Raw genomic sequence first — 10,671 nt, 5'->3', positions numbered from 1 at the left:
TAAAAGGGGCACGCATTCATGGCGCACATAAATCACACACAGGGGTCAGCATCCGCCGGAATGGCAGGCTGAAACTCGCGGCTAAAAGCTACCGCCAGAGGGGGTCAGTATGGACCGGAATATCCATGAACCTGAGTTTATTAACCCGGAGTGTAAGTTTTGTTTCGAAACTAAAAAGTGCTCTAATAGTCTCAATATGGGTTTTAATATCAGCAAGGGTGAGTTCAATGCCATGAACTTCATAACCTGCAAAACGCTGAGTTTCCACGGTATTGACAACGGCGTATTCAAAGGCCTCGATAATTAGGTCGATATGGCCCACTTTCTCCAGCCACTCAAAGATGTCCCGGGTGCTGTCGAGTCTTGTAGGGAAGTTAAATGCATAGCTTTTAGAATCATCGATCGTAATTACATTCTTGCCTTTGGGAACAGTTGCAGTTAAAGGATCAGAGTTAACAGACTCCAAAGATGCTATTGCTCTAATCACTGTTGCATTAGCGGGTACTATAAAGCGATCTTCATAAATTCCACCGTGAGAGGCCGGGTCGCTGTCATCGGTTGTGTATTTGATTTTTGCACCATCAGGAACCGATTTCAGCTCACAATAGCGCTCATCACCGGTACCGGTAAAGCTGTACTTGATGTCGAGGGTGTTTTGGAATACTACCGGTTGTCCGGTTTTATGCGCACCGCTGGTATCGACACACAAAAAAGAAACGACCATATGCTGTATCTTGAAGGGTTCTGAAAGGTCGTCGATCGGAGAGGAAGCTTCGGTAACATCTTTACCTATTTCCCAGTAAATTTTATCGCCGTGTATTGGTTTTAAAGTAACGAGCTGGTAGCCTGAGTTTGCGTCTCTGGTTTTTGGCTGGAGCAGTACAGAAGTCTTTTCTTTTTCAAAAGGGCCTTTGTTGACATTGCTGCCCTCATTTTTCCAAAAACCTTTTTGTACAGCTGTATCCCGCAGCGATTCCAAACCACGGGGGTGGTGAAACGGCCAATGGGTATATTGCGCGGCTCTTTTCCGAAGTTCAGTAAATGGTACTGAGGTTTGCCCGCCGAACAGTTTAGCTTCTGCTTCTTTTCGAAAAGTATCACTTGTCAGGTCTGTATAAAACTTTTGGTTACTGATTAGTAACTGCCTAACCTGCTCTTCTCCGTTGAGCCTGTTATCGCTAAACTGTAACTGAATTTCATTTTTTTTGATGAACTCACCGTTTCTCTCTTTTGTAGGGTAATAAACGGTTGTGAAGGCCTGCGTAACTGCTGACAGAAAACTGACATGAGCCCGCCCCTTAAGATCATCAGCTTCTTTGTACTGCGGGTCTGTTGCCGGCACATTGTCCGTTTGGAACTCGTTGAAAATATTTTCAAGGGCCCTTAATCTTGCAATATGGCTGTAAATCCTTTGGGTAATTGCAGGATCACCAGAAATTACAATGAGCCGGTTCCGAAACTGATCCTGTTCCCATTTTTCTTTAAGTTCAGGGTTTAAACCGCTTCCCTGATAATCGGAAATAACCAGCAAAAGCTGATCTGCCGAAAGTGTAATTTCATTGAGACCCGGTAGCGTAAGTACCTTGTCATATAAATCTTTCTGATGGGGTTTGAACAACTCGGCAATAGCAATTCGAGCCTGTTGTTTGTTTGATTCAGTGGTAAAGCTTTTTTCAAAGTCATTCATCTTGGAGACTACATTCTGTACATGCTTGTACAAAATGTTTTCAGCAGCATCCTGATGGATGTACCATGAGGACTGCCGTAGGTCACCAATGAACTCATAAACCCTGTCAAGCTGAATATCGGGGCCTGCCAGAGCATAGATGATTTCATGCCGTTTAAGCCCCTTTGTCTGATTTGTAATTGTAGATAAGGAGCTGAAAAGTATAAGCTTGGAAATCTTAATAGGTAGGTCGGTATTGTGCTGATCTGCTATTTTTTCAGCAACTGCATTACCTTGGTCAGCTATGTCGTGAGAGAGCGCATTGTCAAGGTTTTTGTTTACATCGGCAATTATATTACGAGTATCAGTGTGGTTTAAGTCGATGTCGTAAGGGTGTATCAGGTAACGGTCGTCCGCCCAGCCTTCCGTTTCATGGAACATTCGGTTCAGAACTACCCGCCAAAACCGGATAAGCCCGCGTGTTTTTTGGAACCCCTTGTTTTCTTTAAAACGAGCCATCAAGTCACGGGTAGCAGGATGGAATGGGTAGCTTGTTTCAATCTGCTTCTTAATTGTTTCGGTCTTACCTTCATAAAGGCCTGCTTGCTTGGCTGTTTTCAAAGCCTGTGCATAGCTCTCGGCAATAGCGAGCACCTCCTCCTTTGGTGGCAGCTTTTCAAATAAGCGGGTCCCTAAAATCTGATAAACTTCGCTGCTTGACTGGTTAACGGGTTCGATTAATCTTGTAAACCTTTTACTTTCGTCCTGCAGGTTAATCAATGCCTGATTAATTCCGAGACCGTCCATTGCGAACTCAGCTTCTAAATCTGTAATAATGATTACAATATCTTTAAGCTCACTTGCTGCATTAAACAAGTTAGCAAGTGCGGTAGTGGTTACATCGGCAAGGGTAGAGCCTCCGATCGGCTGCGATTGCAGGTCATAAATGTAGGGAGGGAGCTCATCCATCATGATGAGAAGCTTCTCACCTTTCAGCAATTCAAGCCATGCATTTCTTCCAGGTGCTTTGAGAGGTTGGTAGAAACTGTTGAACTGCTGTGACTTTCCGATTTGCTCAGCAATTGTACCCCATATACCAAGGTTATGATTATCCCGGCCATTAACGGTCACTACTTTGATTGCATCCAGGACTGAAGTGTCGTAAGATTCCTTCATATACTTTTCCCGCAAAGTCGGGTATTTCGCAAGTAAACCCAGTGCAATTAAATTGTGCGTTTTACCTCCCCCCATTGATTGCTTCAGCATAAAGAGAAAAGCGTCATCCTTATGTTCAAATTTTTGAAACACATACCGGTACAAGTCTGCCATCCCTTTGGTAACATAGTTTTCCTCAAAGAAGCTGTGAGGGTCTATTTTATCTTTAGATAAAAGGTCAAGATTCAGGACAATATCTGTGTTTGTATTGTTTAATACGGTAGGTCTGGGCTGGAGAAGCTCTCGTAAGGTTTTCATAATGGCTGATAAGTTAGAAGGCCTGTGGCTGCTGCAAAATAGGATGTTTATGCAAAAATATTTTTGATGATGTTTTATACAGCTGCCGTAAAACGTCGGCTAAGTGCATGTTACAAATATCATCTAAATAAGGTAATACATGAAGCCTTTCAAACCATAGAAAAATATTGATAATTGTTTGTCAGTCAGGCTTAAAGGGGTTATTTGAAGTATCGGCTTTGACCGTAAGATCAAGCTGTGGTTCGCCTTTGCAGGCAGTGATAAATGTGAGCGCAATAAGCAGTATAAATAGTTTCATGGTGTTTAAAAGGTTGAATTCAAATAAAATAAAGCCCGTTTTTCGGGCGAATCTCCCTATAAAATAATAGATGAGGGTGTCAGCTTCCGTCACCCCTTCCCAAAAAAATTCAAAAATATTCCCAGGGTGCGTAGCGGTAAACACGGCAGCCGCCAATGGCCCGCGGAACGGGCGGGGTACTTATAGCAGACCTGACAGGTTTTCAAAACCTGTCAGGTCTTTGCCCACCCCGTAGCCCGTATCAAAACCGTTGCGTTTTTGGGGGGATGGGTGATGCAGGCAGATCAGGAACCTGAGCCGGGACGCAACCCCCTCACCTTTGCGACCCTTCGTGACACCCTTCGCGCCCTTCGCGGTTAAGCCCGGCTGCCGGTACTTACCACTTCGGCCCGTCTTCCTGATCATCAGGGCCGGGCATCCAATCGCGGTGCAGGGCCTCAAAAGCCTCCGGACCGCCGGCAAGATGCAGCAGCAGATCCCGGCAGATACGCGAACGCCTGCCCGGCTCAACATACGCCCGAAACGAACTATGCGGCCAATCCCCCGCCCGCTCCGCAAACCCGTGATGCACCGGGTTCAGGTGGATATACGCAACCAGCCGAAGCAGGTAAGCATCGGAGGTTACGGGCTTGCGTTTGAAAGGTCTTTCAAAAAGGGATCCCCTGCGATTATACATTTTATTATACGCCTTCGAATACGAATTAAACAGATTGCTAAACTGCTTCGAGAGCAGACCTGACAGGTTTTCAAAACCTGTCAGGTCTTTGCCCGTCACGGAGCCCTCATCAAAACCTTGGAGGTTTTTGCTCACCACCACGGAGCTCCGATCAAAACCCCGAAGGTTTTTGCCACCCTTCTTCTTTTCTTCCGCATACCTCCGCACCACCTCCTCCGGTTTCATCCGCACCAGCAGGTGCAGGTGATTCGGCATCAGGCAGTAGGCCAGCGTATCGGCTACCGGACTGATGTGGTGAGCATATTTCATCAGGAAGAAGCTGTAGTTCTGTTCTTTGGGGAAGAGGTTCTCACCCCCGTTGGCGTGCGTGTAAATGTGGTACAGCTGCCCCGGCAGCAGCGGCAGAGTGTAATCGGGCATACAGGTGAAGATGTTGGCTTAACGAGTAGGGGTGATGGTCTTGCATAAAGAGCCCCAAGCCGGAAAAACCTTACACGATAGCCGCGAAAAGCCCGCGGATGGGGCGGATCTCCGAACACGGATGTGCTATCAGACCTGACAGGTTTTCAAAACCTGTCAGGTCTTTGCCCACCACGGAGCCCTCATCAAAACCTTGGAGGTTTTTTCCGCCCCATCCCCACAACCTTCACACCCTTAGCGGTCAACCCCGGCAGCCGGTATTTGCCGCGATGCTCACAAGGGGTTACGCGAAGGCCGCAAAGGGAAGAAGCAACATCATCCCTATGCCTGTGAAAATGACTTCCTGTGCCGTAAGTGGTAAGCCGGAAAGTGTTGCAAATTGCAAAAATCGTAAATCCGGCGGGTTGCTGCCGCGCACTGACCGGCCTTATTTGGGCTTTAAACCGCGGTCTGCCGGACCCTTTTTACAAGGTTTTCTCCGTGTTTGCTCCGGGAATGGTCCGTATTTGCTCCTGACAAATTGGGTACATTTTACAAAACACCTGCGCCGGGTGAGGCTCCGGCCCGGAGGATGGTCAGACAAAGCACAGCGTACAGGCAGGGATGGGAAGGGGGGAAGGGGCTTAAACCCGCCTGATCAGCCCGATGCGCGGGCCATTATTTATCGGGGGAAGGGCGCTGATAAGGCAGCCCGGTTTTAATGGGCCTTTAAGCCCTGTTTAAAACGGCCTTAAAAAAAGAAGGCCGCATCCGATTCCTCGGGTGCGGCCGGAATTACAAACTATGTGTGTCTTGTAATTTAGGGTGTGCGCTCGGGAGGATTCGAACCCCCAACCTTCTGATCCGTAGTCAGATGCTCTGTCCAGTTGAGCTACGAGCGCTTCTGTTTTTAACAGACTTCAAATATACGGCAGTATTCAGACGGGCGCAACAGGCAAATTTTGATTTTTTGGGCTGCTTGCAGGCATTGGTCTGAAACGGCATTCCAGCTCCCTCCCGCTACCCCAGCCAGCCTTCGCGGTCGAGGCTGCGGTACTGTACGGCTTCAGCTATGTGGTGCCCCCTGATCTGCTCGCTGCGCTCAAGGTCGGCAATGGTTCGGGATACCTTCAGGATGCGGTCGTAAGCCCGGGCCGAGAGGCCGAGGCTGGTCATGGCGCGTTTCAGGATGGCGGCGCCGGCATCATCGAGCCGGCAGATTTTTCGTACCTGCCGGGAGCTCATCTGCGCGTTGCAGTGCACATCCATCCCCAAAAACCGCTGCTGCTGTATCTGCCGGCAGGCCATCACCCGCTCCCGGATCGCGGCTGAGGCTTCACCCTGCGACTTCTGAGAGAGTTCTTCGAAACTCACTTTGTTTACCTCCACATGCAGGTCGATGCGGTCGAGCAGCGGACCGCTGATTTTGCTGAGGTACCGCTGCATCTGCCCGTGTGTGGTGCCTTCGGGGTTGCCGGGGTCGTACCAGTCGCCGGAGGGCGAGGGGTTCATCGAGGCAACGAGCATGATTTTGCTCGGATAGCTCACGGTCATGCGGGCGCGGGAAATGGTCACGAAGCCGTCTTCGAGGGGCTGCCGCATCACTTCGAGGGCTTTGCGCTGAAACTCCGGCAGCTCATCCAGAAACAGCACGCCGTTATGGGCCAGCGAGATTTCGCCGGGCATGGGGATGCTCCCTCCCCCTACCAGCGCCACATCCGAAATGGTATGGTGCGGGGCCCGGAACGGGCGGGTCGTTACGATGCTGCTGCCGCTGCGCATCAGGCCGGTTACGGAGTGGATTTTGGTCGTTTCCAGGGCTTCGTTGAGGGAGAGCGGCGGCAGTATGCCGGACAGCCGCCGGGCCAGCATGGTTTTGCCCGAGCCGGGCGGACCTACCATCACGAGATTGTGGCCACCGGCTGCGGCAACTTCCATCGCGCGCTTCACGTTTTCCTGCCCCTTCACATCGGCAAAGTCAACGGTTACCTCCGATGTGTGCTGGCTGAAAAGCTCATCGAGGTTGGTTACATGCGGGGCAACCTCCGCTTTGCCGTTAAACCAGTCCACAACCTGCCGCAGGCTTGTGCAGCCGAGAACTTTCAGGCCGCTCACTACGGCGGCTTCACCCGCATTGGCTTCGGGCAGCAGCAGGTATTCGAAGCCCCGTTTATGGGCCTCAACGGCTATGGGCAGCACGCCCTTCACGGGGCGCAGCCCGCCGTCGAGGGCAAGCTCGCCGAGCAGTACGGTTTTGGGGACCTTGTCGTTCATCAGCTGCCGGTTCGCGAGCAGATGCCCGATAGCGATCGGCAGGTCGAAGGCGCTGCCCTCTTTAGGGAGGTCGGCCGGGGCGAGGTTCACAATAATCTTGCCGCGCGGCACTTCCATGCGGGAGGCCTGAATGGCGGCATCAACCCGGTGTTTGCTTTCGCTCACGGCCCGGTCGGGCAGGCCAACGAGGGAGTAGAAAGGCTGTCCGCCCTGCGCGTGAACTTCTACATCTATAATGTGCGCATCAACTCCGTAGGTGGAAGCGCAGAATGTGTGTGCAAGCATAAATAATCAGAAATTTCAGGTATCAATAGGAATTTGTTTGCGTATAAAGAGAGCGTAACGCGCCAAACCTTACACCTCCATCAGAAACTTCTTGCCATGAACGCACCTACTTTTGAAGAAATCAGGCTGAACGGCGAGCACCTCATTGAAGAAATCCGCCGCATGATCGCCGAAGGAAATGCCCGGCGCCTCATTATCCGAAATAAAAAAGGCAAGACCCTTTTTGAGGCCCCCCTCACCCTGGGTACAGTCGGAATCGGCGGCCTGTTCGTGCTTCATCCCATTATTAGTACGGTGGCCGCGTTTGTGATGCTGAGCAATGATGTACAGGTAATTATTAAGCGAGAGATAACAGCCCAAGATGAAGGTAAGCCCCAAAAAGCCGGCTTCGATGATGCATGGGAAGTCGAAGCCGATATCGTCTCAGAGTAGGATGAGCCTGACGCTAACCGTTAAGCCGAATCTTGCAGCCTCCTGAGCCAAACCCCGCGCCCGCACTGTCGGTGACGCGGGGTTTTTGTGTTAGGGGGACGGGCTTCGTGCAGGAAGCTGTTTTTGGAATTTTTTGGGGCTGCTGAAAAGGAAAAAAAGAATTTTACATGGCAGCACGAAGAAAGGGGGCACAGCTGAAATACGCGCATGCCGGAGCAGTATGGTCTGAGCGAAAGGCTTGTTAGGTATATCGTTACACAGGAAAGTGATTATTACATCGGAATAAACTATTTTAGATTTAACAGCAACCATTGAAAAACCAAATCATCTGCGGCTATTTCATTCTTGTGCCTCTCACAACGGTTCCCAGCAGGTTCAGGAGTGTGCAAATCAATCATTATTATTAGTCAGAACCCGCTTTGTTAAAGAAGACTTTCTTATTTGTACCGACGCTGATTGTACTGGCAATTTTTTTTCTTCAGTCCTGCGGCGCAGGCGTTTCAGCAGATAGCGCCAGCACTTCCCCCGAAGCTCAGCGGGAGCCGGTGCGGGTTGGTGTGCTGCATTCGCTCACCGGCACTATGGCGATCAGCGAGCTGAGTGTGGTGAACGCAACCCTGCTCGCCATTGAGGAAATCAATGCGCGGGGCGGGGTTAACGGGCGGCAGATTGAGCCCGTTGTTCGCGACGGGGCCTCTGCAGGGCCGGTTTTTGCAGAGGAGGCCGAACGCCTCATCACCGACGACGGTGTTAAGGTGGTTTTCGGCTGCTGGACCTCCGATTCCCGCCGTACGGTAAGGCCGGTTTTTGAGCGGCACAACCATTTGCTGTTTTACCCCGTGCAGTATGAGGGCATGGAGCTTTCACCCAATATTGTGTACACCGGCGCGGCGCCGAATCAGCAGATTATGCCTGCCGTGAAATGGGCGATGGATCAGCTGGGCAACCGCTTCTATTTGATAGGCTCAGACTACGTTTTCCCGCATGCCGCCAACGCAATCATCCGCGATCAGGTGCAGTCGCTGCGGGGTGAAATTGTGGGGGAAGCCTACGTGCTTTTGGGGAGTACGGAGGTGGAGTCAGCTGCGGATGACATTGTGCGGCTGCAGCCCGATGTGATTCTCAACACCCTCAACGGCGACAGCAATATTGCGTTTTTTAAAGCGCTGCGGGCGCGGGGCATCACGCCGGAGCTTATACCAACGATTTCCTTCAGCATTGCGGAAACCGAGCTTCAGATGATGGGCAGCGCGCCCTTCGAAGGCGACTTTGCCGCCTGGAATTATTTTCAGAGCGTATCCGGTGCCCGCAATGAAGCTTTTGTTGCGGCTTACCAGGCGGCCTTCGGGGAAGATGCCGTCATCAACGACCCTATGGAAGCGGCCTGGACAGGGGTGCATTTGTGGGCACTGGCGGCAGAAGCAGCCGGAAGCACATCCCCCGAAAACATTCGCGCCGAACTTGGCGGGCTTTCTTTTGCGGCCCCGCACGGGCCCGTGAGCATAGATGCACGCACGCAGCATTTGTGGAAAACCGTGCGCATCGGGCGCATTCGCGGCGACGGGCAGTTCGATATTGTGTGGAGCTCGCCCAAGCCGGTGCGTCCGCTGCCTTACCCGCCTTACCGCAGCGCGCAGCAGTGGCAGGATTTTCTGGACGGCCTCTACCGGCAGTGGGGCGGTCACTGGGCCAATCAGGGTGAAGTGCTGGGGGTGCCGGGGCCATGATTAAACTACGATCGAATACCGCTGAGCTCGGCCTGCTCATTTTGCTGGTGGCCCTGCTGCCCCTGCTTGCCCTGTTTTTCTCGGCAAACAGCATATTCAGGGAATCCATTAAACAGCAGCAGCGGCTGGATCTGATTGCCCTGGCCAACAGCAGCCGCGATCAGATTGAGGACCTGGTGAACAGCCGCATTAGTGATGCAAACACGCTTTCGCGCCTGCCGGAGTGGAACCGGCTTTTGCAGCAGCCGGCTTCGGGAACGCAGCCCGACCAGCTTTTTTTCTCATTTCTGGAAAGCTACATCTCGGAAAAGGGGTACGGCGATTTACTGCTGATTGATGACGCTGGGCAGGTTCGTTTTTCGATGAGGCATCCCGGGCTTGCCGGGCTCAGGATCAGCGATACGGAGCGGCTTGGTAATGAAATCGGGCTTAGCGTGAATGCTGCCAACACTCTGTTGCAGACCGAAATTTCGAATTTCTCCTGGTATCCGCCGGCACAGACTTCGGCAGCTTTTATCACCTCGCCGGTTTTCAGAGACGGGCTCATAGCCGGGAATGTGGTGCTGAAAGTGCCGGAAACCCTGCTGCAGGCGATAACCGGCAATCTTGATTTTTTGGGCAACACCGGTGAAATGCTGACTTTTGCCGCTGAGCACGATGAGCTCGTATTTACCAGCACGCCGCGGTTTTCGCCCCCGCTCAGCAGCGCTCAGCCTGTTCACGAACCGCTTTCCGCAACGGTGCGGCTGGCACTGAGCGGCAATCAGGGAGGCGGTATATTTACCGATGCACTCGGAAATGAGGTGATGGCTGAGTGGCGCTACATCCCCGCCATGAACTGGGGGCTTGTGGTGAAAATTGACACGGCCGAAATTTATCAGCCTGTGAATGCTTTCTTGCAGGCTTCAGCCCTGGTAATGCTGCTTGCCCTGCTGCTGGCTGCCGCTCTTGCCTGGATTGCGCACCGCCTGCTTACACGTCCGCTGGAGCTGCTCACAGCGGAGGTGAAGCTGCGGGATGATGAGCCCCTGCCTGACGGGCTCGAAATAAGAGGCCGGCACGAGGTACGCGAGCTCAGTGAAGCTTTTAACAACCTGATCGGCAAACTGCGCTCGCACCAGAAAAACCTGGAGCACAAGGTCGAGGAGCGTACCGCCGAGCTCAGCACTGCCCTCCGGGCTGCCGAGGCCGCGAGCATTGCCAAGGGTTCCTTTCTGGCGAACATGAGCCACGAAATACGCACCCCGCTGAACGGGGTGATCGGCTTCACCGATCTGCTGCTTAATACGAATCTTGATGATGCGCAGCAGCAATATGCCGAAAATGCCAATGTTTCCGGCAAGGCCCTGCTCGGGGTTATTAACGACATCCTGGATTTTTCCAAAATTGAGGCCGGCGGACTCGACCTCGATGTGGTTGAAGCCGAAATCGCCGAAATCGC

Annotated in this window: 6 protein-coding genes and 1 tRNA gene; 3 read left to right on the top strand and 4 right to left on the bottom strand. The window is 52.1% G+C overall.

The window, feature by feature from the left end:
* Nucleotides 1–88: 88 nt before the first annotated feature.
* The 4 genes from LAT75_RS13485 to LAT75_RS13470 form a co-directional block, all read right to left on the bottom strand.
* Nucleotides 89–3,139, bottom strand: coding sequence for a DUF499 domain-containing protein (locus LAT75_RS13485; protein WP_291483201.1), 3,051 nt, complete (start codon nt 3,137–3,139; stop codon nt 89–91).
* 674 nt (nt 3,140–3,813) lie between these two features.
* Complete coding sequence (locus tag LAT75_RS13480; RefSeq protein ID WP_291483200.1) at nt 3,814–4,533, bottom strand: hypothetical protein; 720 nt, start codon at nt 4,531–4,533, stop codon at nt 3,814–3,816.
* An 807-nt stretch (nt 4,534–5,340) separates the two neighbouring features.
* A tRNA-Arg gene (locus LAT75_RS13475) sits at nt 5,341–5,414 on the bottom strand.
* A 118-nt stretch (nt 5,415–5,532) separates the two neighbouring features.
* Nucleotides 5,533–7,071: a YifB family Mg chelatase-like AAA ATPase gene (locus LAT75_RS13470; protein WP_291483199.1), complete on the bottom strand. Its 1,539-nt coding sequence runs from the start codon at nt 7,069–7,071 to the stop codon at nt 5,533–5,535.
* A gap of 96 nt (nt 7,072–7,167) precedes the next feature.
* On the opposite strand from LAT75_RS13470, the gene LAT75_RS13465 reads away from it, so the two are divergent.
* The 3 genes from LAT75_RS13465 to LAT75_RS13455 form a co-directional block, all read left to right on the top strand.
* Complete coding sequence (locus LAT75_RS13465) at nt 7,168–7,503, top strand: DUF4342 domain-containing protein (RefSeq protein ID WP_291483198.1); 336 nt, start codon at nt 7,168–7,170, stop codon at nt 7,501–7,503.
* 419 nt (nt 7,504–7,922) lie between these two features.
* Nucleotides 7,923–9,230: an urea ABC transporter substrate-binding protein gene (gene urtA / locus LAT75_RS13460; RefSeq protein WP_291483197.1), complete on the top strand. Its 1,308-nt coding sequence runs from the start codon at nt 7,923–7,925 to the stop codon at nt 9,228–9,230.
* Nucleotides 9,227–10,671: hybrid sensor histidine kinase/response regulator (locus tag LAT75_RS13455; protein ID WP_291483196.1), on the top strand; the 1,445-nt coding region annotated here is incomplete at its 3' end. The genes urtA and LAT75_RS13455, both read left to right, overlap by 4 nt.

Source organism: Cyclonatronum sp. (assembly GCF_022565315.1).
Taxonomy (GTDB): domain Bacteria; phylum Bacteroidota; class Rhodothermia; order Balneolales; family Cyclonatronaceae; genus Cyclonatronum.
The sequence above is the reverse complement of the archived record's forward strand: the minus strand, read 5'-3'. Positions and strand labels throughout refer to the sequence as shown.